Here is a 23,497-nt window from a genome sequence, read left to right as displayed (position 1 = left end):
GTCAAATCCAACGTTATAATAAGGCCATGGCAGTTGGCCGATTTCTCCTTTGTTTGCACTCGCACATGCCGTATGTGCTCTCGCACGGAAAATCGCCGCACGGTACCGACTGGCTGAATGAATCCGCCGCGGAGTGCTACTTGCCGATCTTGGATGCGCTCGACCGACTCAATGGTCAAGGAATCAAGCCACGCTGGACGATCAACATGACTCCGATCTTGGCGGAGCAACTGGATGATCCGTCGTTCAAGGCTGGGTTTGAGGAGTATTGCCAGGAGAAAATCGATGCCGCAATTGCTGATGGCGAGCTGTTCCGAAAAGAAGGCCCGGAAGGGATGGAAGGTCTTGCTGCCATGTGGCAGCGCTACTACACTAGGGCGCTGGTTGCTTTTAAGCATCAATGGGGACGCTCAATCAACGAGGGATTTCGCTATTTTCAAGATGAAGGCTCAATCGAGCTCATCACATGTGGTGCGACACATGGTTATTTCCCACTGGCCAACACGGATCATTCGATCCAAGCTCAGGTTAAGCTAGCCGTTCGATCTCACGTTGAGCGATTCGGCAAGAACCCTCGCGGAATTTGGCTTCCGGAATGCGCCTATCGCCCCGGATATGATTGGGTTGGCCCGGTGGATGATGTCGAGCCGTGGCCTCGAAAATCGGTAGAAGACTTTCTGTACGAGAATGGGATCGAGTATTTCTTCGTCGATAGCCACATGATTCGAGGTGGAGAACCGCTCGGAACTTACGGTACTCAGTTTCCACAACTCGCCGATCTTTTTGAACGATCCAAGAAGATGTTCACGCCTCCCGACGAATATCGGAGCGAGTATGAACATTACGCTCTGCCCAATGGTGTGATCTGTTTTGCTCGCGATCCGCACACGACGGTGAAAGTGTGGAGCGGTGAGGTGGGTTATCCCGGAAACGAGTGGTACTTAGAGTTTCACAAGCAGTTCTATCCAGGCAGGCTGCGCTATTGGCGCATCAGCCCGAATAAGGCGGACCTCGGGCAGAAACAACAGTACAACCCGTGGAACGCATACGAAAACATTCAGAGTCACGCCGAGGATTTTGTCCAATTGGTTAAATCCACAATGCAGAACTATAAGGATGTTGCGGGTCGAACAGGAACGCTTGTGGCGATGTATGACACCGAGCTCTTTGGTCATTGGTGGTGGGAAGGTCCGGAATTCCTTTACGAAATGGGGCGAGCCATGGCCGCAGAACCTGAATTGGAATCCGTTTCTGGGGGCGATGTGATTGACGAGGAACCTGCCCGGCACATGATTCACCTTCCTGAAGGGTCGTGGGGCGAAGGTGGGTATCACTTTATTTGGCTGAACAACGACAACCTCTGGACTTGGCAACGGCTGTATCCTGCTCAGCGAAAGATGATCGAGCTTGCAAACTCTTGCCAAGAAGGGCTTTGTAAAGAGATTGCCGAGCAGGCTGCGCGCGAGTTGCTTTTGGCTGAAGCGTCGGACTGGCAGTTCTTGATCTCTACTTGGGCCGCACGAGACTACGCTGAAATCCGCATTGCTGACCATATGGATAGATTTTTCAAGCTCGCAGAAATGGCCGAATCTGCATTGGCCAAGGGAACGATCACGGCGGAGGAGCGGTCTTACCTTGAAGATTGCAAGCAAAAGGATGCGCCGTTTTCTAAGACCATCGACCTTTCGGACTGGGCGAAGTTGGAATATCCGCTACAGCAAATGCTAATTCCTGAAAAATGAAATTTACCAATTGGTTAGTTTTGGCCGCAGGGCTAGTCGTTCTCGGGTGCAACAGCACCCAGCAAACGAAAGTCGAAGACGGCAGTCGTCCATCCGATACTAAAGTGGATGGGTCCAAACCGGCAGCCGATCCAAAGGTAGATGGTCAAAATCCGGCACAGAACTCTTCGACGAGCGCAGAGAACCCTACCCCGGACGAGATCAAGAAGCAGTTTGATGCCGCAAAGGAAGCGGGCAAAAAGGCCGAAGCCATTGCTATTCGAAAGCCTGGAACCGACGGATGGAAAACCGTGGATCAGGACATCATCGAACTGGCAAGTAAGGTCGACGGGTCCATTGCAAAAATGACGAAGGTCGGCGGGAAATTTGACCTTTTGGTTAAAAACTCCTCGATCTCAGGCATGACGAACGGTACGATCAACATCCTGTCGAAGGATAAGTTTTCGGTGGATTATTTCCTGACTTCGGATCCGACGATCATTTGCCGTCTTGTGCGCTATGGGGATAAGAAACGCAAGATGGAACTTGGCAAGTGGGGTCAATCTGAGCCTGCTGCGACTCCATCCCAGCCCAAATTGACCGCACTCGATTTCGAAGAAGTGTATTCACGGGAAATCTTTGCTCCACTCTATCGCGGAACAGGATTCTGGAGCCCTGCTCTACAAGCTTTGAGCAAGGAAGGCATGACTTTCAAATCCGATACCAAGGAGATGGAAGTTTGGGGAGAAAAGCGGCCGTTTTACCGAATCATTGGCACTCGTAAAGGCAAAGGTTTGACTGGCCTTGAAATCGTGATCGATGGCGGTCGATTCGTCCCCTTGACGATTCGTACGACGGGCATTGATTCCAAAGGGCAAAATCGAAGCTCCGAATGGCGTGGATTATGGGGATTTGACCAAAAGGTTAATGAAAAACAGATCGCAGAGTTGATGCAATAGAAATTACACCGTAATTCTTTCAGGGCATGGTGCGTCCTTAGCTTTAGGAGAACCAACCATGTTATCGATCGCACTTGCGGCTGTCATCAGCGCACAACCTATTGCAGTAACCAGAATTCAGACTTTTGATTCGCTCAAGCCCGTCGCTTTTGCGACTGGGCCGAAGTCAGCAATGTTTGCGGCAGCATTAGAAAACGGACAAGTCCGATTGATGAATGCCGCAACAAAAGCCACCACCCAGACCCTAACAGGGCATCCTCAGGCTTGCTACGCGCTGAGTTTTACACCAAATGGTCAACAGATCGTCTCCGGTGATGAAACTTCAAGGATGTACGTTTGGGACGTGAAGACTGGAAAGAAGCTCCGCGAGTTTCCTCGCGGCGTCCAAAGCCACGCCCGCGGCATCCAATCAATCAGTTTTTCACCAGATGGTAAAACGATGTACTCAACTGGCAAGGATGATGTGATCATCGTTTGGAATTTCGCGGACGCGAAGCCCAAATATCGAATCGCAGGAAATGGCGTGGTCTTCGCCAGTGCGGTGCTCGTAAAATCCAATCTGATCGCTGCTACCCTCACCGAGGGAATTCACTATCGAGGGCTACCCAGTTACGGGATCTCGTTCCGCAAGGACTTCACGGGAGGAACAGGAGTCAATGATTTGGTTGCAAACGCAGCAGGAACACGGGTCATCACTGCTGGGCGAGATAACTTTGTTGGAGTTTGGGACGTCGCGAAGAAGACGCTAAGTGCCAAGCTTGGCGGCCACCAAGATTGGGTTCAGCGAGTTGCAATTTCACCAAATGGTAAGTTGGCAGCCAGTAGCGCCAATGATCGTACCGTTCGCTTCTGGGATCTGAATTCTAACAAACAGGTCGCGATTCTGAACGATGCGTCCGCAATAGGTTCGCCGATTGCATTCACTGGCGATGGAAAATACGTGGTCACCGTGTCGATCAACGATGGATTGCAAATCAACTCGGTTACTCCGAGCCAAGCAGCAGTCGTTTCTACTCGCCGACGCTAAAGCAACAAATGTTGGAGTAACGCTAACTTTGCGTTACTCCACAACTTTCAGCACGGAAAGGAAGGCCTCTTGCGGAAGTTCGACGCTTCCGATCTGCTTCATTCGCTTCTTGCCTTCTTTCTGCTTTTCAAGCAACTTTCGCTTTCGGGTTACGTCACCGCCGTAGCATTTGGCAATCACGTTCTTTCGGAATGGCTTGACGGTATCGGCGGCAATCACCTTCGAGCCAATCGCAGCTTGAATACGGACTTCGTATTGTTGCCGTGGAACGACTTTACGAAGCTGCTCCACCATTGCTCGACCACGTTGGTAGGCGAATTGTTTGTTGACAATGAAGGAGAGCGCGTCGACGATATCGCCATTGAGCAGCACATCCACTTTGACCAAGTCGGACTGAGCGTATTCACCCAATTCGTAATCGAAAGAGGCATAGCCGCGAGTGCCAGACTTGAGCTTGTCAAAAAAGTCGAGCAGAATCTCTGCCAGCGGCAACGAGTAGTGCAACATGACGCGCGTTTGGGACGGATACTCGCTCTTTTCGTAAACTCCGCGGCGTTCTTGGCAAAGGGTCATCACCGCGCCGACGTATTCTTGCGGGGCCATGATCGTTGCCTTGACGGTTGGTTCCTCGATGTACCGAATCTCGTTGGGTGATGGAAACTCGCTTGGATTGCTGATGTGTTCGGCATCCATGTTGGTCTTGTGGACCACGTAATCTACCGACGGAGCAGTCAAGATCAGATCCAATCCGAATTCGCGCTCCAGCCGCTCACGGGCGATTTCCATGTGGAGTAGCCCTAAGAATCCGCAACGGAATCCAAAGCCAAGGGCCGCTGAGGTTTCAGGTTCAAAGCTGAGCGATGCGTCGTTCAAACGGAGCTTCTCGATCGCATCGCGAAGTTCCTCGTATTGATCCCCGTCGCTCGGATAAAGACCGCAGAAAACCATCGGTTTGGCCTCGCGATATCCCGGCAGAGCTGTTGGAGCAGGATTTTCCGCGCTGGTCACGGTGTCGCCAACGCGCGCGTCGCCGATCGTCTTCATCGCCGCCGTAATGAATCCAACTTCGCCAGGATTCAGCACTTGTGTGCGATCTAATTGCGGGCGAAAAACCCCGACCGTGTCAACGACGAATTCGTTGCCGGTGGACATCATCTTGATCCGATCTCCCGGCTTGACGGAACCATCAACGACTCGAATATAAGCTACGGCGCCTTGGTAGGAATCAAAATGAGAGTCGTAGATCAGAGCTTGGAGCGGAGCTTCCGGGTTGCCACGCGGCGATGGCATTCTGGTGACGACCGCCTCTAGAATGTCCTCAATTCCGATGCCTGACTTTGCGCTCGCGAGAACGGCGTCGTCCGCTGGAATCACAACCGAGGATTCGATCTCTTCTCTTGCTCGGGTCACGTCGGCGTGAGGTAGGTCGATCTTGTTGATCACCGGGACGATCTCCAAGTTCTGGTTCATCGCCATATTGGCATTGGCGATAGTCTGTGCTTCGACGCCCTGGCTCGCATCGACGATCAAGAGTGCGCCTTCGCAAGCAGCCAATGCCCTCGAAACTTCGTAAGTGAAGTCGACGTGGCCCGGAGTATCGATCAGGTTCAACTGATAGTCCTGACCATCTTTAGCCTTGTAGTCCAGCCGAACAGCGGCCATTTTGATGGTGATACCGCGTTCCCGTTCGATATCCATGCTGTCCAGCATCTGCTCTTGGGCGGTGCCACGAATCAGCCCGCACTTTTCGATGATCCGGTCTGCCAGCGTGGACTTGCCGTGATCAATGTGGGCAATGATACAAAAATTTCGGATATGCGATTGATCCATAAGAGCCGTTGGGGAACCTGAAGAATGTACCCTTTTGGCTTAGAATTAAGCGAGTTTTATCCAAAAGTGTGGAATCACACCGTAGGCAACTGCGATTCGGGAATCGTGTTGCCGACAATGAAAACTAAGCAGGATGCCGAAATTGGAATCGACTCAGATAGAGCGTAGGGCAAAGACCATTTGCCCTGACGCGGCATTTAGAAACTGGCTTCTTTTGGCAGGCCTAGCCCTTTGTTGCTCGATTTCACTCAGTTTTGAAGCGCTTTATGTCGCGGATTACCGAGAGATCAGCGCAAAATCGGCGTTCATGTGGCTTTCGCTGCTTGGTTTGTGGACCAACTCGTTCCTACAATATCGGTTCGTCCATAAGCCTCTGCGCACTTTGGTGACGGACCAAAAGGCCCGAATCAAGATCATTCAAGAGACCTTTCGTGCAAAGGAAACTGAATTTTTGGATCGTGAGCATGTTTTGGAGGCCAAACAGGTTCAGCTTGAAGACAGTCTTCGTGATAATCAGCTGATCGCCGAAAACTTGCAGATCGCCACGACTCGGCTTCAAAAAGTGCTCTCTACGATCCCCATCGCATACATCGGCGTGGATACGAGCGGCAATGTTTATGAATGGAATGATGCTGCCCAAAAGACCTTCGGCTACAACCAATTCGAAGTTTTTGAGCAGCCCGTCCACGAATTCATCGTTGGTCTCGAGGACCGCGAGGAGTTCGTCAGTCGTCTGCAACAAGCGATTTACGAGGATCAAGCGAACACCTTTGCGCTTCCATGCGAAACCAAGATTGGCAACCGCGTCACCATTGAATGGAACGTCATGCCGATGCGCAGTGCAAAGGGCGAAGTCACCAGCATTTTGATGACGGCGGTTGACATCACTGAGCGCGTCCAGCAAGAGCTGAGATTGCGCGATATGGCGTTCAAAGACGCACTGACCGGTCTCTTTAATCAACGAGCGTTCTTGAACACACTTCAAGACCAATGGGACTGCACGCCAGACAGCAACATTTCGGTGGTGCTGATGGACGTCGACAAGTTCAAAGTTTATAACGACACTTATGGGCACCCGGCAGGCGACGCATTGTTGCGACGTGTGGGTGAACTGATTTCACAAAACTGCGGTGAATCCGTTACCCCAGGGCGATACGGCGGAGAGGAATTCATCATGCTCTTGCCTGAGCACAATGCAGAAGAGGCATTCGAGTTCGCCGACGAAGTTCGAAAGTGCATCGAAGCGTATACGCTTGACCTCCACGGAGCGACTGCGAGCTTTGGTGTATCGAGTGCAATTCCGGGCACAATCACGACCGCAGAACTTATCGAGCAGGCAGATAAGGCGCTTTATGCCTCCAAGCATAACGGCCGAAACCAGTGCACCATTTGGCACCCTGGGCTCGAATCTGATCAGCCTAAAGCCGCGTAATCCGGAGCTAGGTAAGCTGGGCACATGAGTGCTCGCCCGATCACTGTTTCTGACCTCGACCGGTTCATTTTTGTTCAGCAACCACGCATTTCACCAAATGGTGAGCATGTAGTATTTGCTGCCAAGAAACTTGGCCCCAAGAACAAATATATCACTCACCTCTACTTGACCGATTTGGCGACTGGTGAGCAGCGCCAAATCACCAGTTCAGGGAGTTCTAACTCAAATCCAATCTGGAGTAGAGATGGAGAGCGCATCTTCTTTGTTTCAAAGCGCGAGCCCGAAGAATCGTCCCAAATCTATCAGCTCTCACTTTTAGGAGGCGAAGCAAGCAAGGTATCGAACTTTCCAGAAGGCTCCATCGGTGGTGTGAAGCTTTCACCAGATGGTCAAAAACTTGCGGTGGTTTTCCGAAAACTAGGCGAAGATCGAACGCAAGCGGCTGCCAAGGCGAGGGCAGAATCTGGCGAAAGCGAACCTCCGAAGGTGATCAATTCGATCAGCTTTCGCATGGATGGCGATGGCTATTTCTGTGACGACCGCTACACGGTTTGGATCGTTGATTTGGCAAGCGGATCGACGAACGAGCTCTACACCCAATGTCCTTTCGGACACTATGCATTTAGCTGGGAGCCGGGCTCGGAATCGCTCGTGCTGACCCATTCCAAGTTCGAGAAAATATATTCGCGAGAGCCTGCTAACGATGTGGCCGTGCGGGTCAGGCTAACTGGTGAATTCCACGAGTTAACATCATTACCGATCGGTTCGAAAGACGAAGTTGAAGTTTCACCAAATGGTGAGTGGATCGCATACATCGGATATGCCGACGATTCAGACGATCGAGGGGACCTGAACCGGCGGGTGTTCTTGATGCAGAAAGATGGTTCTGGCGTCCGCTGTCTCACCGAAAACGTGGATGTTTGCTTCAGTACCGGGGTGAATAGCGACACCAAATCCGACGATGGCCGTGGATTGATGTGGAGTCCTGACTCAAAAGCAATTTATCTCCAGCACGCCGAGCATGGGGCGGTCAACCTATCGTTTGTTAACGTTGAAACTGGGGAGTATCACCTGTTGACCGAAGGCGAACAAGTGCTTCTCAACGGGAACATTTCCGCTGATGGATCTAAGTTTGCCTGCGTTGTCGGAAGCTCCACGAGGCTGATGGAAGTAGCCGTTCTTGACCTTGACGACGCCAACCACCAACCCAAAGTCATATCCCACTTCAATGATGAATTGTTGGGTGAAATAGAAGTGTTTCAGCCTTCAACCATTTGGTTAAAAACCGAAGAAGGTACTCCACTTCAGGCGTGGTACATCCAGAGCAGCAAGCCGAACTGTCCAACTGTGATCGAGGTTCACGGCGGGCCGCACATGATGTATGGCTACACCTTCATGCATGAGTTCCAGCTACTTGCGGCGGCAGGCTATCACGTGGTGTACAGCAATCCAAGGGGAAGCAAGGGATACGGCGAAGCTCACACGAAAGCCATCCGCGGCTCGTGGGGCGTCGAGGACTGGCAGGATATTCAAACCGTGCTCGAATGGACCATGCAGCAGTCTTGGTGTGATGCTAGCCGAATCGGGATCATGGGCGGAAGCTATGGCGGTTACATGACCAACTGGGCCGTAGGCCACACTAAGGAGTTCAAATCAGCGATTACGGATCGATGCGTGAGCAATCTGGTCAGCAAAGCCGGCAATAGCGACTATATCTGGCGGCCGAACGGTTACTGGCCTGGGGAAGCGTTTGGCGATCTCGATAGCATCAAAGTGCTCTGGAACCAATCGCCGATCGCCTATTTTAACCAAGTGGTTACACCGACGCTCGTGATCCATAGCGAAGGAGACTTGCGATGCAATATCGAGCAGAGCGAACAAGTCTTTGCCGCGCTCCAGCATATGGGAGTGAAGACTCGCTTCATTCGGTACCCTGCGTCAACAAGCCACGGGATGAGCCGTAACGGCCCAGCGGACATGAAGCGGCACAGATTGCAACAAATTCTCGATTGGTGGGAGGAAACCCTGCGCTAGTCGGGTGTCCAAAACAGCTAAAATCGAGAGTAGAGGAATAGGCGACGATGCCACGATATCACCGATTAGGAAACTTACCGCCACAGCGGCACATTCGATTCCAAAAGCCTGACGGAGGACTGTACACGGAACAGTTGTTCTCGACTTTTGGATTCAGCGGACCGATGAGTTTGCTGTATCACATCAATCAACCCACGGAAGTGGCCAGTTGGGAGGATATGGGGCCATGCAAGCCCAATCTCTTGACAGAAGAGCCCTTGCGCCACCGACATCTTCTGACTGCGAAAATGAGTCCGAAGGGGAATGCGGTGACCGGGCGTGTGCCGCTTATGGGTAACTCCGACGTCATCTGGAATTCGATCGTAGCGAATGAACAGATGGAGGATTACTTCAAGAACGCCGAAGCGGATGAAGTTCTGTTTGTTCATGACGGCAAAGGCGTTTTCGAATCCATGTACGGAGACATCGACGTCCATCCTGGGGATTACATCATCGTCCCGCGAGGAACCATTTGGCGGATTCGATTTGAGTCGTTCCCGGTCCGAATGCTCACGTTCGAAAGCCATGGGGAAGTCACGATTCCGAAACGGTACAAGAACAACATTGGCCAGCTCCAAGAGCACGCGCCGTACCACGAGCGCGATATTCGCCCGCCACACGAGCTCAAGACTCATGATGAAAAAGGAACTTATCATGTCGTCGTGAAGGCTCGCGAACGGCTGACGAAGTACACCTACAATTATCATCCGTTCGATATCGTAGGTTGGGATGGCTATGTCTACCCGTGGGCATTTAGCATTCATGCGTTCTGCCCAATCGTCGGAAAACTGCACATGCCGCCGCCGATTCACCAGACATTCCATTCGCCCGGTTTTGTGATCTGCTCGTTCTGTCCGAGAATGCTTGACTTCCATCCGGAAGCAGTTGTGGTTCCATACGTCCACTCAAACGTCGATTCGGACGAGGTGCTGTATTACTGCAACGACAAATTTGGCTCGCGTAAAGGAATCCAAGAAGGTTCGATCACGATGCACCCGCTCGGAATTCCGCACGGACCACAGCCAGGCGCAGTTGAAGCCTCATTCGGTCACACAAAGACCGAGGAGCTTGCAGTGATGTTAGACACGACGAAGCCGCTCTTTATGACCAAAGAAGCGTTGGAAATCGAAGACGCCGATTACTGGAAATCCTGGCAGCCGCGTAACTAAAGCGACCTAACCAAATGGTGAACGCCGGGGCGAGATCAAATCTTCCCCGGCGTTTTTCTTCTTCCCGGTAAACTAGTGATATTGCTTAGGAGGCAATTCATCAATGGCAGTACGCGTAGGAATTAACGGCTTTGGGCGCATTGGTCGCCTTTCTCTTCGCACCCTTCAAGAAAAGTACAAGGGTCAATTTGACGTGGTTGCGATCAACGACTTAACCGACACGAGGACCAACGCGTACCTCTTTAAGTACGACTCTACTTACGGTCCATTCAAAGGTTCGGTGACGAGTTCGGACTCGGAAATCACTGTTGATGGCGATGCGATCAAGGTTTTTGCCCAGACAGACCCAGCACTGATTCCTTGGGGAGACATGGGTTGCGATATCGTGATTGAAGCTACGGGCCGATTCACAGATGCAACTTTGGCCGCAGCACACCGCGCTGCTGGAGCCAAGAAGGTCATTATCAGCGCACCTGCAAAGAATGAAGACTTGACGATGGTTTTGGGTGTGAACGAAGGCATGTACGACCCTTCCAAGCATCACATCGTTTCGAACGCGAGCTGCACCACAAACGGTCTTGCACCGGTGGCGAAGGTTCTTCACGAGCGATTTGGAATCGAGAAAGGCCTTCTGACAACCGTCCACGCCTACACGAATTCTCAGTCGACAGTCGATACCGCTAAGAAGGACTTGCGCGATAGCCGAGCCGCAGCCGAGAACATCGTTCCTAGCAGCACCGGAGCCGCAAAGGCAGTCGGACTGGTCATCCCAGAACTCAAGGGCAAATTCACCGGCATGGCCTTCCGAGTCCCAACCCCAACGGTTTCCGTAGTCGACTTCACTGCCTTGCTATCGCGAGACGTAACCGTGGAAGAAGTCAACGCTGCGATGAAGGAATACGCCGAAGGCCCGATGAAGGGAATTCTGCAGTACAGCGATGAAGCGTTGGTGAGCACCGACCTGAAGGGCAACGAATACAGTTCAATCTTCAGTTCTGTCGACACAGTCGGGCTCGGCAACCTTATGAAAGTCGTCGCCTGGTACGACAACGAATGGGGCTACAGCTGCAGAATCGCAGACTTGGTCAAGTTCCTTTCTGATAAGGGACTGTAAATTCAACTAAACCTCGGTATGGTCCTGGCGAGCGATTCGCTAGGACCATTTTTGTCGACGGGTATCCTTACTTCGAAGTGAGTAATCGACCGTTCAAACTGTATGACACCCTCTCGAGAACAGTAAAACCGATCGAGACGGTAACGCCTGGGGTCCTCAAATTTTATAGCTGCGGACCGACGGTCTATAGCTTTGCCCACATTGGCAACTTCCGAACGTTTTTGTGCGCGGATCTGGTTGTTCGAACTGCGACCGCGCTCGGTTGGCAGGTGATGTATGTCAGCAACATCACCGACGTTGGACACTTGACTCAAGATGACGTTGCTGATGCCGCTGGCGAAGACAAGATGGAAAAGGCGCTCAAGAGCAAGGAAGGCGCAAATTTCCAGAACGTATGGGATCTGGCCCGATATTACGGAGATGCCTTTGAGGAAGATTGGGCTAGGCTGTATCTCAACGAGCCGACGGTTCGTCCACGTGCGACTGAGCACATGCGTGAACAGATCATCGCCGTGCAAGACCTCATCGAAAAGGGGCATGCCTATGTCACCGATACTGGCGTTTACTTCCGTCTGAGCAGCTTCCCCGAGCACGGAAAATTGAGCGGTAACCGGGATAAGGATCAGCTCCAAGTCGCAGTCCGAGACGTCGTCGTGGATGACAATAAGGAGCATCCTGGAGATTTCGCTCTTTGGAAGAAGGACGACAAGCACTTGATGCAATGGTTCTCGCCGTGGGGATGGGGTTTCCCGGGATGGCACATCGAATGCTCTGCGATGGCGATGAAATACCTAGGAAGCACGATTGACCTCCACGCGGGCGGAGAAGACCTCGTGTTCCCTCACCACGAGTCGGAGATCGCTCAGAGCGAATGCTTGACAGGCAAGGCGTTTTCAAATCACTGGATGCACGTTCGATTCTTGCTGGTGAACGGCGAGAAGATGAGCAAGAGCAAAGGGAATTACTACACCGTTCGCGATTTGATCGAGGGTAGGGGAGCCGATCCTACTGCGTTGCGGTATTCACTGATTGCGGTGCCTTACGGCAAGCCACTCAATTTCACCTTGCAAGGGCTCGACGATGCTAAAAAGAACGTAGATCGCATACAAGAATGCCGTCGACTGGTGGAAGAAACCGAGTACCCCTCTGGCGAGGATCATGTGTCCGAGGAACTCGAGCGAATCTACGACGAATGCTTGGGCGCTATGTGCGAAGACTTGAACACAAGTGTGGCATTGGCGAAAGCTTTAGAAGGCACGGCGGTCCTCTTCCGAAAATCGGCTGAGATGACGGCAGAAGACGCCTCAGCTGGTAAGGCATTCTTGGACAAGATCGATGCGCTGCTCGGAATCGCGCCAAAGCTTCAGAAAGAGGAAGGCGGTTCGGTGGAAGCGGAGTTGCAAGCCGACATCGAACTCAGAATCCAGTTGAAAAAGGACAAGAAGTTCGCTGAAGCGGACGAAATCCGGCTCAAGTGGGAAGCGAAAGGGTACGAACTCCGCGACACGCCAACGGGCACCGTCTGGAGGAAGCAATAAGATGGATCGGAAGTTGTTTTTCGAAGAAGTTTCCGCAGAAGTCGATAACTTGATCGCCCGCGCTGAGGCGTTTGTTGGACTCGATTCGGCTGCGATCAACAAGGTTACGCCAGCTCACGATTGGAGCCTCGGACAGATATTTAACCACTTGGTTAAAGCTGATTTGAACGCGACCCAGCGACTAGAGACGGCGTTAGCTTCAGGCAGCGGAGTTAATGACTCGGACGCACGGCACACGATGTTGGCGAAGTTCATTCTTGGCGGCATGTTGCGGCCCAATGTTCCGGTCCCGCCCGCGTTTGAACCGGAGAAGCGGCAATACGATCATTCGGTGGTCGAGCAATATGTAGCGAACCTTCGAAAGGTAAAGGCGATGCTGCCACGAGCGATGACCGCCGATTTGGCAAAGGTCCGCGTGCAAAGCGATGGGGCCAAGTTCATCAAGTGGAATGGATTTGACGTCCTGATGATCGTTTGTAAGCATGGAAACCGCCACTTGAATCAGGCCGAGGCCGTTCACCGAGTACTTTCGGGAACAAAGGTTTAAGAATTCGAGTTCTTTTTACAGAACAAGTGAAACTGTTGTGCGTCTGAGCCATACAGTTCTCCAGTTTTGAGGAGAGGTAGATAAAGATATGAAGGCTTTAAGAACATTTTTCGTGCTCGCCATGGGCGTGATTTTGGTTGGATCGGCATTCGCTCAAGACAGCGGTCAAACCGCTCCACCACAACGAGGAAATGGCCAGAACGGTCGCCAGCAAGGTGGCGGTCGAATGGGCATGATGCAGAACAACGTGATGGAAGGCAGTGGTTTCCAACTGCTGAACCGAGCGGATGTTCGCGCTGATCTGAAGCTCACTGAAGAGCAAATCGGCAAGCTCGACAAGCTGCAGCAAGACTACATGTCGGTGATGCGCGAGCGATTGATGGCTGCTCGTCAAAATGGCGAGAATCCACAAGAGATCGCTGCTCAACTCGACAAAGAAGTAGCTAGCGAAATTAAGAAGGTCTTGACTGACGAACAAGAATCCCGATTCTTCGAAATCCGAGTCCAAATCGCTGGAATCCGAGCGGTTCAAAGTGCAGACGTTCAAAAGGCGTTGAACCTGGATCCTGCTGTTCGAACGAAGATCAACAACGCATTCCGAGATGCCAAGAACGCAAATCAAGCGATGATGGACGAAATGCGGGCTGCTCGACAAAATGGTGGTCAAGGCATGTCCCGAGAAGATATGCAAGCCAAGATGGAGGCCGCGAACAAGAGTCTGGACGAAAAGTTGAAGTCACTTCTGACAGAAACTGACCTCGAAAACCTCAAGAAGCTCGGTGGCGCGCCTTTCAAGGCAACCGCGGGTGCAAACGGTCAAGGTAACGGAACCGGTACTGGTCGACCAGGCGGCGGACGCCCGTGATCAGGCGGAACTCAGCCTAACTAACCTTTCGCAAAATACGAAGTGCCCTGGGCCGACTTTGGTCCAGGGCATTTTAGTTTGTTGTTTTAGGGACAGGAACAAACTTTGCTCGGAGGTCTAGAAACAAGGTGCTTATGCCCTTCGTGTGTGGAGTCTTCCCTCTGAGCTCCGGCAGCACTGTCGGGATATCTGATGGAAAGTATGGGTCTGAAATCAGTTCAACTTGTGATAAGGCGTCCGAATTATTGACACCAATTTTTGTGGTTGCTTGCAAGTCCATCACGGCTTGGTCGATGGTTTTCCCCCAAAAATTATTACTCGGAACTGGATACTCGATGCGATCGAACCCCCACATCCAAAAATAGGTGAACGATTCTTCAGTGCTGACTGGCTTACCAATTGAGCTAACACCATTCAACTTCCGCCTCAAATCGTAAGTGAATTCGCTCTTTTTGACGGCTTGCTTAACTTGTGGCACATCGGCGAACATTTCTCTTGAAAGGATGCAATTGAGGCCGTACCGATGTTCATAAACGCCAAGTATCGACCACGCCCAACCAACCCTTGGGTCTGTAGGCGGCCACGAAGTCCACGGTCGAAATCCAAGCTCAGTTTTTAGGTCACGACGGTCAGGCATTCGACCGTCGCAGTCATCGACATACATGGTAAGTGCCGTTCCAAAATACTTGAGGTTACTGACGCAGACTGAATTACGGGCTTGTCCAGATTCGATGGGGAATACAGGTGAAAGTACTGCCGCCAAAACCATGCAGATTGCAGTGACGACAACAACGTCCCATAACGAGATCTTTCGCCGATAACTTACTTCATCAAGATAATCGGAGCGGCGCATATCTGTTAGACGCTACGACTTTCCGAATCGTTGATGAAATGGCGAACGCCCAAAACTCTGTTGAACTTCGCCTAGTTCGTAAAATACAAAGGGGTTCTTAGTTTGTTGTTCTTGAGTCGGCGACGAACTTTGCCGAAAGGTCCAAGAACAGCCGGTTTCTGCCGTTCAAATGCGAGGTCTTGCCTTTCAATGCTGCTGGCACGGTTGGAATAGTCTTTGGGAAATACGGATCGACGACGAGTTCGACTTGCGAAGGGCCGTCTGGATTACCCACCGTCGTGTTGCCGCTTGCCTGCAAATCCGTCACAGCTTGATCCACGGTTTTCCCCCAAAAGTTATCGAGCGGAACTGGGTCGTCGACTCGGTCGAATCGCCACATCCAATAGTAGGTGTAGACATTTTCAGCCACGGTTTGTTTGACCTGGGGTACTTCGGTAAATCGCGAACGAGACGCGGGGCACGTGAGATAGCCCCATTTCGCATAGGGGCCGAGAATCGACCATGCCCAACCCACTCTCGGGTCGCTTGGTGGCCACGAGGTCCAGGGCCGGTATCCGAGTGTCGATTTCAGGTCTCGACGATCTGGCATGTTGCCGTCTGAATCGTCCTGATACATCGCAAATGCCAGTCCAAATTGTCGTAGGTTGCTAAGGCAGACGGTCTTGTTTGCTGATTCCCGCGCACGGGCAAAGACCGGGAAGAGGATCGCCGCCAAGATCGCGATGATCGCGATGACCACAAGCAACTCGATCAAAGTGAATGCGCGCCGCTGCATCAGTCCAGTTCTTGTAAAATCTCGGCGCACAACTGATAGACGTCTTGTACGCCCAGATCATTCAGGCAAGGGCGGCCGATCGGGCATTCCCGGTGTCGGCAAGGTGAGCAAGGTTGTCGGTTATAGGCGACGCGATGAATCGGTAAGGTCGGACCAAGCGTTTTTGGATTTGTTGGCCCAAAAATCGCGACCACCCGAGTGCTAGCGGCTTGAGCCATGTGCATTGGGCCGGTGTCGCCGCCAACAAATAGCTCAACTCTTCGAAGCAATTCACCCATGCCAGTGAGGCTCGTTTTGCCAGTGAGGTTGATGGCATCGGGAAACGCCGATAGAATTCTCTCTGCGAGATGAGCATCTGCTGGAGCACCTGTGATCAGAAACTTGGCATCAAATTTGGACCGAATTTGATGGGCAAGCTCTCCAAATCTCTCTGCCGGCCACTGTTTGATGTCTCTGCCCGCGCTAGGATTCAAAACGATCAAGCGATCGGCAGGGACGATACCAATCTCAGATAGGAGATTGTCAATTTGAAGCTTGTCCTCCGTGCGGTCCGGCAATACCATTTGAGGTGCTGGGACAACTTTTGCTCCAGCGGCTTCGGCCAATTTTAGGTACCCATCGACCACATGCAGGTTCGCATTGTCCCGAGCGACGCGAAAGTTGTACATCATTCGTGCGCCCTCTTTAGCTTCAACCGGCCCAATACGCTTCGGTGCGCTCGAAAGCTTGGTGACCAGTCCTGATTTCATCAATCCTTGTAAGTCGATGGCGATGTCGTACTTCTCCCGGCGAACGGGCAAAATTGCTCGCGGAAATTCCCGGAAGAACTTTTTTCGTGGAATCAGGTGGATCTCGTCGAGGTCCGGGTTTCCCTCCAGAATTGGAGCGCAGTGGGGATGTACCGCCCATCCAATTTTTGCATCGGGAAACGTCTGGCGCAATGCTCGGGCCACGGGTGTTGCATGAAGACAATCGCCAATCGCGCTCAATTTGACGATGAGGATCTTCATTGGGTGTAGTTTAGCCGATGCCGGGTACAACCCAACTGACTTGAAGTTGTTTGATGATTCGCAAGCTTTGCGATGGCTGTTTCTGTTCCCGCATCCCGATGACGAAATCGCTCTGGCTGCGTGGATTAACCATTTGGTTAAATCTGGTGTGGCGGTGCGGTGTGTATGGCTACACTCAACCCCTGTCCGCCGAGCCGAAAGCGAGGCCGCGATGAAGCTGTTAGGGGTTGAGCAATTCAGTTTTCTCAACTTTGAAGATGGCGGATTCGTCAAGGCGATTCCAAAAATGTTGAGCTCCATCACCGATGTAGTTTCAGAATTTGAGCCAGACCGGATCGTGACCACGGCATTCGAGCAGGGCCACCTGGACCATGATGCGACGAACTACGTGGCATCGCTGGTGGGGGATTACGCCACTCTCGAATTCCCGATGTACCATTCTTACGATCGAAAGTTGCAAACAGTAAATCGATTTGTGGAACCATTAAGCGGCGAAGCTAGATTACTTACAGAGGAAGATCGCAAGCTCAGGCGAGCAGTCCTAAAATTCTACAAAAGCCAAAGAATTGGTAAGATCTTGAACTTCTATGATCGCTGGATCGATTCCGATGTGATCCGCTTCGAGAAATTGAGAGTCGCGAATCACTCCTATTCCGAGCCAGTTGGCGATGATAAAAGGCGCGTTCGGCTGCGTCGTTCCGCAAAATGGAAGATCTGGCTGGATGCGATCCAACCAAAATAGTATTAGTAGGCAAATCAAATTCATGGTGAACTCTGGACTAGATCGATTGGTGCAAAGCCAGTTCAAAGAACTGCATGGTCGCAACGTCGCGATCGTTTGCAATCAGGCAACCATTGACTCGAACTACGAACACATCATTAACCTAATGGTGAGTGCGTCTGCCGGAAAGTTCAACATCACGCGCATTTTCGGACCACAACACGGCGTTTGGGGGCATACCCAAGACAACATGATCGAGTGGGAGGACTACGTCGATCCCGACACTGGTTTGATCTTCAACTCGCTGTATGGCGCGCATCGAAAACCTGCACAGAGCCTGCTTGAAGGTACCGACTTGATCTTGTTTGACGTGCAAGATGTCGGAGCGCGCTATTACACCTTCATGTGGACCTTGATGTACTGCATGGAGGCCGCAGAAGAAGCCGGGATCGAGATCATGGTGCTGGACCGGCCAAACCCAGTGAACTGCGTCGATGTCGAGGGCACTGTGCTTGAAGAAGGTTGGGAGAGCTTTGTTGGCTTGCGTCCGATGCCACTTCGCCACGGGCTGACAATCGGCGAAATCGGAAACTATCTCAAAAACAAGTTCTATCCTGATTGCAAATTGACCATTCATCAAATGGTTAATTACAACCCATCTGAGTTCTGGGGCGGAACTGGGCTGCCGTGGGTGATGCCCTCGCCAAACATGCCTACGCCGCAGACTGCGATTGTTTATCCCGGGATGTGCCTTTTGGAAGGCACCAAGATGTCTGAGGGAAGAGGCACGACGCGTCCATTCGAGATCGTCGGTGCGCCGTACATCGATGGCGAATTCTTAGCGCGGGAGCTGAATTCAAGCGGGCTGCCTGGTGTCAAATTTCGGCGAGTCTCCTTCCAGCCGACGTTCCAAAAGTTCGCTGGAATACCGTGCAACGGAGTCCAAGTACACGTGATCGATCCAAAGAGCTATCTTCCAGTTTTGACTACACTCGCCCTGCTGCGATTGGTGCTCGAAAATTGGCGTGATCAATTCCAATGGCAGGATCCACCTTACGAATATGAGTATGTGAAGTTGCCGTTTGATATCCTGGCGGGATGTGAGTGGCTGCGCGCCGACCTCGAATCAGGAGTGAGCTTGGAACGACTTCAAGAGCGGATGAAGGCACAGTGCAGCGTGTTCGAGCCAACTCGGCGGGCAGCGATGATCTACAGTCGATAAACAAGGCTATTCACCAGTTTTCCGGCAAATCACCATTGAAATTTAACACTTTTTGGCCCTTATTGGTCCACAATGTGTAGGAAACTAAATTTCCTTCCCTGTTGGCTGGATCAGGATCGAAAACAATGAAAAAAGCATTCACGCTTATAGAACTATTGGTGGTAATCGCGATTATTGCGATTCTCGCCGCAATTCTTTTCCCCGTCTTTGCGCAAGCTCGCGTTGCTGCCAAGAAGACTGCGGCGATCAGCAATCAAAAGCAGATCAGCCTTGGCTTCATGATGTACCTCGGCGACAACGAAGACCGCTATCCAATGCGCGCCGGTTGCGAAGCTGGTTCCTCGCTGAACCCTGCGCTCAACGTTGGTGCCGTGGTTAAGTGCTCGAACGCAACTGGCTTTGGTCACAGCATGACTTGGCAATCTTGGCAAAAGTACATTTATCCTTATGTCAAGAATATCGATCTCTTCAAGCACCCATTGCGACAGAACGATCAGACAGATTGGAATCGAAATGGCCAATTCTTGAACAGCTTCGTGATGAATCTCGGATTGACCGGTGCTGCAGTTGAATCGGGAACCGGATTTGTGACTACTCCATGGACGGGTGGTAACCAAGGTGGATTGCCAAACCCATCGGCCGCCATGTTGCTGATGGAAATGCCAAACACTTATGCCGTACCTCAGGTTGTTCCTCAGGTCACGTCGTCCACTTCACCTGTCGCGCAGACTGGCTACACCATGGCTATCCGCGAGTATTGGGAGAAGATTTTCTACAAGACTACTGGCGGAAACAACTGCACTAACTCCACCCCGCTTACGATCGAAAAGGTCGCGGCTCCAGCCGGTGGTGTGGTCTGCGGAATGGCTGACGGTAGCGCAAAGTTCATCACTGTCGAGCGGTTCTTGGGCCTCACTCCTCGAAACAACGAGTACTTGACTCAGGCTTTCCCTGCAGGAAGCGCATTTGCTTCTAACTGCCGCGTAGCCACTAACGCTTACTTGTTGCCTGTCGGATCGGTGCCTAACACCACCATCAACTATCCGTTCTGGGGGCTTGGTCAGTGATCCGAGCACTTCTTTTGACTGTGGTCGCAGGTCTTGTTCTTGCCGGTTGCAGTCAGGGTGAAGTGTCCGCCAGCGACGCGGCGAAGTTCGACGATACTTCAGCAACTGCTGGAAATGCGGGAACCCAACAGACTCCTGCTGAAGGCGGAACTGCTGGAACCCAGCCAGATCGCTAAGGCGTAAAATCAGGTTAAGATGCAGGGAGTCAAGGCGAATCCACGTCTTGGCTCCCTGATCGCTTCAATGGAGCCAGTTTGTGAAACTTTGCGTCGTCATTATTCATAACCGAGACAAGAATCGGGTAACCGACGAGCTTGTTCGTGCGGGGTTTAAGTTCACGATCATCGGCTCTACTGGCGGCTTCCTCCGAGAAGGCAACACGACTTTTTTAATCGGAACTGAAGAGTCCGAGGTCGACGTGCTACGCCAAGTTCTCAAAGACCATTGTCAAGCCAGGGAACAAGTCATCAATTTCGGCTCAATGGAAGCTGGCACGCAAGGAGCCTTTGTGCCTTCCCCGATCAAGGTCCCAGTTGGAGGCGCAGTCATGTTTGTCATGCCTGTCGATCAGTTTGAGCGGTTCTGACCTCGCGGAATCAGTAGCCAGTCCAACGGCGCTGAAGACTGTTAAACGTCTAATCTCGGCAGATCATGCATTCCACTCAGTACTTCTATGCGGTGCGAGCGGGAGCGGGGTCGCTGAACTCAAGCAACTGCTGGTATCCGGATGGATGTGTACAGCAACGGACTCTACTCGTCCTTGCGGAGAATGCTATTCTTGCCGCACGCTCGCATCTGGCACAAATCCGGACTTCCAAACCATCGGTCCGAGCGGAAAAGGGCAATCCATTAGAATCGCCGACATCCTGGAGACCGCGGACAGTTCGAACCCTCCCACAGGTATTCCGGTACTCACTTTCATTCGAACGAGACCTCTCGCGGCAAGGGTAAAGGTGATCCACTTTGATCAGGCAGAGAAACTCAACTCTGCGAGTGCGAACGCAGTTCTCAAAACAATCGAAGAGCCTCCTCTGCACGCCAAGTTTGTGCTCACTACGGACTCTCCGAGCAGAATTTTGCCCACGATCTTGTCGCGCTGCCTGGTTGTAATGTGCGGGTACGAACTAGGCGAAAACAGTTCGGATTCGTCGCAGGAGTTTGCGGCGGTACTTTCTGCCGGAGTTCCAGGCGAGTTGAGCTTCATGCTGGAGCATCAAGACCTATATCGACGCATCTGGGATTTTGCGAACTCCTTGCCTAAACGGAAGGCAATCGAAGCGTTCAAGCTCTCCGAAGAAGCGCGGGAGTTTGGCGAAGAAATTGGAAAGGTCCGCAATTTTCCCGCTCGGCAAGGACAACTCGAATTCATCCAGCATATCGGAACCTGGGCGCGGGTTACGCTCGCAGATTCTCCGGAAACACTGAGTCGAATCGCCAAGTGTCACCGCAGAATTGCAGGCAACGTCAACGCTGGGCTCGAATTTGATGCACTTTTTTCGGGACTTCTTGGTCAAATCCACCGACCGGGAACCAGACTAACGATAAAATAGGTAATCAACTTTGATTGCAAATCATGCTAAACGTCTGGACACGAGCCTCATCGAATGCAAACGAGAATTCCAAACAGGAATTTGAAGCATGCATGCGTCAATCGTATAAGCAAGTCTTTGCTCTCGCGCTCCGACTGACGGGGCAAGCATCAGATGCAGAAGACTTGATGCAAGAAGCCTACGTTCGAGCGTTTCGATTTTTCTATCGCTACGACCGATCACTACCGTTCACGAGTTGGATGTATCGCATTGTCACCAACGTACATATCGACTCCAGGCGAAAAATCAAAATCAAATCGTTCAGTTTGGACAGCACCGGTGCGGACGGCGAGACTTCGTGGGAAGTCGCCGACGAGCGTCTCAGCCCAGATCGTGAGATCAATGAGAACTTGCTAGATGAGCATCTGCAACTCGGACTGCTCGCGATGAGCGCTGAATTCCGAACCGCGGTTGTCTTGGCCGATGTTGAAGGTATGGCTTACGAAGAGATTGCGGAATTGATGAATACATCGATCGGTACCGTTCGATCTCGAATCCACCGTGGACGAAACCAACTCAGGAAGTACTTGGTCGCTGCAAATCCAGACAAGTACCGAGAAGAGGTGACCGTTTGAACTGCAATCAAGTCGAACCCCGGCTTTCGGAATTCATTGATCGTGAGCTTTCGGGCGCCGAAATGCTTGAAATCCGTCGCCATCTCGATCGATGCTCGAAATGCCAAGTCGTGCTTGATGAGCTTCGAGACCTCAAGGCGATCGTGGGTTCTCCGATGAATGTCGAAATTCCAGAAGGCCTCGAAGATCGGTTGGTAAGCGCGGTGATGTCGTCAAAGCCCAAGCGAGCGGATCGTCCTTGGCTGCTAGGTTTTTCTACCGCAATGGTGGCGGCAACGATTGTCTACGGCGCACTCTACTTTTTCGGTCAGCCAGACCAGCCGCAAACAAAGGAAGTTTATGTTCAGGCGCCGACAATGAGCGTCGCCGACGACCAAGCAAGGATCGCCGCATCCGACTCGTTCGGCGGCACCGCTCCTGTGTTTAGCGTCTCAAACACAGATAATGGCCGGTAGGATCTACTCCACGATCGCTCTTGCGACGCTTTGTTGCTTTGGGCTGGCTCAGACTCCTTTGGAGATCCTGACGAGGTCGTACGAATCGCGAAAGACAACGCCCGCGAGTTTGCTCGTTGTTCAGTCCGCATTTGGTGAGCCTACGAAGGTCGTCACCAAAGTAGAGATGGACGGGCACGGCAAGGTCCGCCGGACAGTCATGCAACCCCTTCGATTGCAAGGGTTAACGTCGGTCGATGATGGCCGAACCTGGCAAGTACAAGTTCCCGATCAAAAAGTTCTGCTCTCGATGCCCTCGCCACAAACACGTGCGATGACGGTTAAGGTGCGCGTTGAACTCATCAACAAGAATTACCGGGTAAGTGAAGATAAGTCCATCAAGATAGCCGGAAGAGACACGATCACCCTTGTTTGCCGCGCGAAGTCACGCGGGATTCCGACACGAAGGCTGTATCTAGACGAGAAAACGACACTACCACTCCGGACCGAATATCAGAATGGGTCTCAATTCGAAGTGCTGCTCGATACGCTGAGTGTCGAGTTTCCAAGGTCGCTACCTCGGGAGCTTTTCCAACTCGAACTACCAGAAGGCTACAAGCGAGTCGTCAATTCCGGATCACCAAAGTTTGAAACCGTTTCCGATGCGGAGAAGTCGCTCGGTTTCGAACCATTTCAGCCAGCAAAAATGCCTTATGGATTTATCGTTGAGGCAGTGGAGGTCGTTACGATTGGAAGGCAAAAAGTGCTTTCAGTCCGGCTTTCGGACGGTTTGGCAGTAGCCACGCTGTACCAATGGAGCGCGAGCAGCCGTGCGCCTAGCTTTGGAGCCATGGAGGTCCAAACCGGCGAGCGGCAAGGAGTCGGTTACGCAGTCGTTTCCGAGCCTCCAGAAGTGATCGGGACCCGTATTTTTGAAGCTATCCGTCGATAGAATCGGGACTAACGACCCTCAGGG

Annotated in this window: 23 protein-coding genes; 19 read left to right on the top strand and 4 right to left on the bottom strand. The window is 52.0% G+C overall.

Annotated elements, in window-relative coordinates:
• Window positions 1-26: 26 nt before the first annotated feature.
• From J0L72_04985 to J0L72_04975, 3 genes are read left to right on the top strand one after another with little or no spacing between them, the layout of a single operon-like run.
• Window positions 27-1,742: a DUF1957 domain-containing protein gene (locus J0L72_04985; protein MBN8690134.1), complete on the top strand. Its 1,716-nt coding sequence runs from the start codon at window positions 27-29 to the stop codon at window positions 1,740-1,742.
• Window positions 1,739-2,680 (top strand): hypothetical protein, encoded by a 942-nt coding sequence (locus J0L72_04980; protein MBN8690133.1) that lies wholly within the window; start codon window positions 1,739-1,741, stop codon window positions 2,678-2,680. The genes J0L72_04985 and J0L72_04980 overlap by 4 nt, the downstream gene beginning before the upstream one ends.
• 58 nt (window positions 2,681-2,738) lie before the next feature.
• Window positions 2,739-3,707 carry a hypothetical protein gene (locus J0L72_04975; GenBank protein MBN8690132.1) on the top strand — a complete coding sequence of 323 codons (969 nt, stop codon included), beginning with the start codon at window positions 2,739-2,741 and terminating at the stop codon, window positions 3,705-3,707.
• 33 nt (window positions 3,708-3,740) lie between these two features.
• Here J0L72_04975 and lepA read toward each other — a convergent pair whose 3' ends face one another.
• Complete coding sequence (gene lepA, locus J0L72_04970; protein MBN8690131.1) at window positions 3,741-5,537, bottom strand: elongation factor 4; 1,797 nt, start codon at window positions 5,535-5,537, stop codon at window positions 3,741-3,743.
• 133 nt (window positions 5,538-5,670) lie between these two features.
• On the opposite strand from lepA, the gene J0L72_04965 reads away from it, so the two are divergent.
• The 7 genes from J0L72_04965 to J0L72_04935 all read left to right on the top strand — a co-directional run bounded on the left by J0L72_04965 (window position 5,671) and on the right by J0L72_04935 (window position 14,275).
• The gene (locus J0L72_04965) at window positions 5,671-6,969 is read left to right on the top strand and encodes a GGDEF domain-containing protein (protein ID MBN8690130.1); all 1,299 of its coding nucleotides are present in this window, start codon (window positions 5,671-5,673) and stop codon (window positions 6,967-6,969) included.
• 24 nt (window positions 6,970-6,993) lie between these two features.
• Window positions 6,994-9,003, top strand: coding sequence for a S9 family peptidase (locus tag J0L72_04960; GenBank protein ID MBN8690129.1), 2,010 nt, complete (start codon window positions 6,994-6,996; stop codon window positions 9,001-9,003).
• 47 nt (window positions 9,004-9,050) lie between these two features.
• Window positions 9,051-10,211, top strand: a complete 1,161-nt coding sequence (locus J0L72_04955; GenBank protein MBN8690128.1) for a homogentisate 1,2-dioxygenase — start codon at window positions 9,051-9,053, stop codon at window positions 10,209-10,211.
• Between the two features lie 103 nt (window positions 10,212-10,314).
• Window positions 10,315-11,325: a type I glyceraldehyde-3-phosphate dehydrogenase gene (gene gap, locus J0L72_04950; protein MBN8690127.1), complete on the top strand. Its 1,011-nt coding sequence runs from the start codon at window positions 10,315-10,317 to the stop codon at window positions 11,323-11,325.
• A gap of 47 nt (window positions 11,326-11,372) precedes the next feature.
• On the top strand, window positions 11,373-12,863 hold the full coding sequence (locus J0L72_04945; GenBank protein ID MBN8690126.1) for a cysteine--tRNA ligase: 1,491 nt from the start codon (window positions 11,373-11,375) through the stop codon (window positions 12,861-12,863).
• 1 nt (window position 12,864) lies between these two features.
• Window positions 12,865-13,410 carry a DinB family protein gene (locus J0L72_04940; protein MBN8690125.1) on the top strand — a complete coding sequence of 182 codons (546 nt, stop codon included), beginning with the start codon at window positions 12,865-12,867 and terminating at the stop codon, window positions 13,408-13,410.
• A gap of 88 nt (window positions 13,411-13,498) precedes the next feature.
• Entirely contained in the window at window positions 13,499-14,275 is a 777-nt protein-coding gene (locus J0L72_04935; GenBank protein MBN8690124.1) for a hypothetical protein, read from the top strand.
• Between the two features lie 73 nt (window positions 14,276-14,348).
• On the opposite strand, the gene J0L72_04930 is transcribed toward J0L72_04935, so the two are convergent.
• From J0L72_04930 to waaF, 3 genes are all read right to left on the bottom strand, one after another.
• The gene (locus J0L72_04930) at window positions 14,349-15,128 is read right to left on the bottom strand and encodes a prepilin-type cleavage/methylation domain-containing protein (GenBank protein ID MBN8690123.1); all 780 of its coding nucleotides are present in this window, start codon (window positions 15,126-15,128) and stop codon (window positions 14,349-14,351) included.
• Between the two features lie 97 nt (window positions 15,129-15,225).
• Entirely contained in the window at window positions 15,226-15,903 is a 678-nt protein-coding gene (locus J0L72_04925; GenBank protein MBN8690122.1) for a prepilin-type N-terminal cleavage/methylation domain-containing protein, read from the bottom strand.
• Window positions 15,903-16,913, bottom strand: coding sequence for a lipopolysaccharide heptosyltransferase II (gene waaF, locus J0L72_04920; GenBank protein MBN8690121.1), 1,011 nt, complete (start codon window positions 16,911-16,913; stop codon window positions 15,903-15,905). Before waaF ends, J0L72_04925 begins: the two co-directional genes overlap by 1 nt.
• Here waaF and J0L72_04915 point away from each other — a divergent pair.
• The 9 genes from J0L72_04915 (at window position 16,900) to J0L72_04875 (ending at window position 23,473) form a co-directional block, all read left to right on the top strand.
• Window positions 16,900-17,655, top strand: a complete 756-nt coding sequence (locus tag J0L72_04915) for a PIG-L family deacetylase (protein ID MBN8690120.1) — start codon at window positions 16,900-16,902, stop codon at window positions 17,653-17,655. The two genes, waaF and J0L72_04915, sit on opposite strands and share 14 nt — an antisense overlap.
• Before the next feature lie 22 nt (window positions 17,656-17,677).
• Window positions 17,678-18,856 (top strand): DUF1343 domain-containing protein, encoded by a 1,179-nt coding sequence (locus J0L72_04910; protein MBN8690119.1) that lies wholly within the window; start codon window positions 17,678-17,680, stop codon window positions 18,854-18,856.
• A 125-nt stretch (window positions 18,857-18,981) separates the two neighbouring features.
• Complete coding sequence (locus J0L72_04905) at window positions 18,982-19,923, top strand: prepilin-type N-terminal cleavage/methylation domain-containing protein (GenBank protein ID MBN8690118.1); 942 nt, start codon at window positions 18,982-18,984, stop codon at window positions 19,921-19,923.
• Window positions 19,920-20,099, top strand: a complete 180-nt coding sequence (locus tag J0L72_04900; GenBank protein MBN8690117.1) for a hypothetical protein — start codon at window positions 19,920-19,922, stop codon at window positions 20,097-20,099. The genes J0L72_04905 and J0L72_04900 overlap by 4 nt, the downstream gene beginning before the upstream one ends.
• 80 nt (window positions 20,100-20,179) lie before the next feature.
• The gene (locus tag J0L72_04895; GenBank protein MBN8690116.1) at window positions 20,180-20,509 is read left to right on the top strand and encodes a cyclic-di-AMP receptor; all 330 of its coding nucleotides are present in this window, start codon (window positions 20,180-20,182) and stop codon (window positions 20,507-20,509) included.
• The gene (locus tag J0L72_04890; GenBank protein ID MBN8690115.1) at window positions 20,496-21,473 is read left to right on the top strand and encodes a hypothetical protein; all 978 of its coding nucleotides are present in this window, start codon (window positions 20,496-20,498) and stop codon (window positions 21,471-21,473) included. The genes J0L72_04895 and J0L72_04890 overlap by 14 nt, the downstream gene beginning before the upstream one ends.
• A 92-nt stretch (window positions 21,474-21,565) precedes the next feature.
• On the top strand, window positions 21,566-22,087 hold the full coding sequence (locus tag J0L72_04885; GenBank protein ID MBN8690114.1) for a sigma-70 family RNA polymerase sigma factor: 522 nt from the start codon (window positions 21,566-21,568) through the stop codon (window positions 22,085-22,087).
• Window positions 22,084-22,542 carry a zf-HC2 domain-containing protein gene (locus J0L72_04880; protein MBN8690113.1) on the top strand — a complete coding sequence of 153 codons (459 nt, stop codon included), beginning with the start codon at window positions 22,084-22,086 and terminating at the stop codon, window positions 22,540-22,542. The genes J0L72_04885 and J0L72_04880 overlap by 4 nt, the downstream gene beginning before the upstream one ends.
• Window positions 22,532-23,473 carry a hypothetical protein gene (locus tag J0L72_04875; protein ID MBN8690112.1) on the top strand — a complete coding sequence of 314 codons (942 nt, stop codon included), beginning with the start codon at window positions 22,532-22,534 and terminating at the stop codon, window positions 23,471-23,473. The genes J0L72_04880 and J0L72_04875 overlap by 11 nt, the downstream gene beginning before the upstream one ends.
• Window positions 23,474-23,497 lie beyond the last annotated feature (24 nt).

This window comes from Armatimonadota bacterium (genome assembly GCA_017303935.1).
In the GTDB taxonomy this organism is placed as follows: Bacteria; Armatimonadota; Fimbriimonadia; order Fimbriimonadales; family Fimbriimonadaceae; genus JAFLBD01.
This window is presented reverse-complemented; position numbering and strand designations above follow the sequence as displayed.

Coding starts and splice junctions, on each gene's coding strand:
- J0L72_04985 (MBN8690134.1), top strand. CDS start 27: ATGGCAGTTGGCCGATTTCTCCTTTGTTTGCACTCGCACATGCCGTAT.
- J0L72_04980 (MBN8690133.1), top strand. CDS start 1,739: ATGAAATTTACCAATTGGTTAGTTTTGGCCGCAGGGCTAGTCGTTCTC.
- J0L72_04975 (MBN8690132.1), top strand. CDS start 2,739: ATGTTATCGATCGCACTTGCGGCTGTCATCAGCGCACAACCTATTGCA.
- lepA (MBN8690131.1), bottom strand. CDS start 5,537: ATGGATCAATCGCATATCCGAAATTTTTGTATCATTGCCCACATTGAT.
- J0L72_04965 (MBN8690130.1), top strand. CDS start 5,671: ATGCCGAAATTGGAATCGACTCAGATAGAGCGTAGGGCAAAGACCATT.
- J0L72_04960 (MBN8690129.1), top strand. CDS start 6,994: ATGAGTGCTCGCCCGATCACTGTTTCTGACCTCGACCGGTTCATTTTT.
- J0L72_04955 (MBN8690128.1), top strand. CDS start 9,051: ATGCCACGATATCACCGATTAGGAAACTTACCGCCACAGCGGCACATT.
- gap (MBN8690127.1), top strand. CDS start 10,315: ATGGCAGTACGCGTAGGAATTAACGGCTTTGGGCGCATTGGTCGCCTT.
- J0L72_04940 (MBN8690125.1), top strand. CDS start 12,865: ATGGATCGGAAGTTGTTTTTCGAAGAAGTTTCCGCAGAAGTCGATAAC.
- J0L72_04935 (MBN8690124.1), top strand. CDS start 13,499: ATGAAGGCTTTAAGAACATTTTTCGTGCTCGCCATGGGCGTGATTTTG.
- J0L72_04930 (MBN8690123.1), bottom strand. CDS start 15,128: ATGCGCCGCTCCGATTATCTTGATGAAGTAAGTTATCGGCGAAAGATC.
- J0L72_04925 (MBN8690122.1), bottom strand. CDS start 15,903: ATGCAGCGGCGCGCATTCACTTTGATCGAGTTGCTTGTGGTCATCGCG.
- J0L72_04915 (MBN8690120.1), top strand. CDS start 16,900: ATGAGGATCTTCATTGGGTGTAGTTTAGCCGATGCCGGGTACAACCCA.
- waaF (MBN8690121.1), bottom strand. CDS start 16,913: ATGAAGATCCTCATCGTCAAATTGAGCGCGATTGGCGATTGTCTTCAT.
- J0L72_04910 (MBN8690119.1), top strand. CDS start 17,678: ATGGTGAACTCTGGACTAGATCGATTGGTGCAAAGCCAGTTCAAAGAA.
- J0L72_04905 (MBN8690118.1), top strand. CDS start 18,982: ATGAAAAAAGCATTCACGCTTATAGAACTATTGGTGGTAATCGCGATT.
- J0L72_04885 (MBN8690114.1), top strand. CDS start 21,566: ATGCGTCAATCGTATAAGCAAGTCTTTGCTCTCGCGCTCCGACTGACG.
- J0L72_04875 (MBN8690112.1), top strand. CDS start 22,532: ATGGCCGGTAGGATCTACTCCACGATCGCTCTTGCGACGCTTTGTTGC.